Below are 656 nucleotides of genomic sequence, written 5' to 3' on the forward strand. Positions count from 1 at the left end.
TGATGCCGGCGAGGAACCCCGACAGGGTCGCGGGGGCCGCGAGGGATTTCAGGTTCTTGTTGCGCGTACGCACCCAGACGCCGGCGACGGCGGCTGCCTGTGCGAGAACGGCGGCGAAGATCGGGGCGACCAGCAGGATTTGACCGGTGGTCTGGTACTCCAGCGTGAACAGGGGGACGAGACCCCAGTGCAGACCGAAGATGACGAAGACCTGCCAGAAGCCGCCCATGATGGCGCCGCCGAGCCACGGCACGGTCTCGAAGACCCAGCCGATGCCGCTGCCGATCCAGCCGCTCAGGATGCCCGAGATCGGGCCGATGACGACGAAGACGAGCGGCACGGCGATCAGCACCACGATCATCGGCGTGACGAAGCGGCGGATCGCGCCGGGCAGCTTCGCGTAGAGGAACTTCTCGGCGTGGCTCTGCAGCCACACGATGATGATGACGGGGATGACGCTGGAGACGTACGTGACCATCGTGAACGGGATGCCGAAGAAGGTGAGGTCGGGTGCGCCCGTGGCCGCGGTGACCGTCGGGTACAGGAGCGCGCCCGCGATGGCGAGCGAGGTGAACTCGCTGGCCTTGAAGTACCGCGCCGCAGTGATGGCCAGAGCCAGCGGCAGGAAGTTGATGAAGGCGTCCGACAGTGCGTTG

Annotated in this window: 1 protein-coding gene; it reads right to left on the reverse strand. The window is 66.6% G+C overall.

What is annotated here, in order from left to right; translation table 11 throughout:
* Nucleotides 1–656, reverse strand: a 656-nt coding sequence (locus ACI3KW_RS23185; protein WP_404850052.1) for a PTS transporter subunit EIIC, incomplete at both ends; no start/stop codon positions are given.

The sequence above is a fragment of the Devosia sp. ZW T5_3 genome (genome assembly GCF_044987315.1).
In the GTDB taxonomy this organism is placed as follows: Bacteria; Pseudomonadota; Alphaproteobacteria; order Rhizobiales; family Devosiaceae; genus Devosia.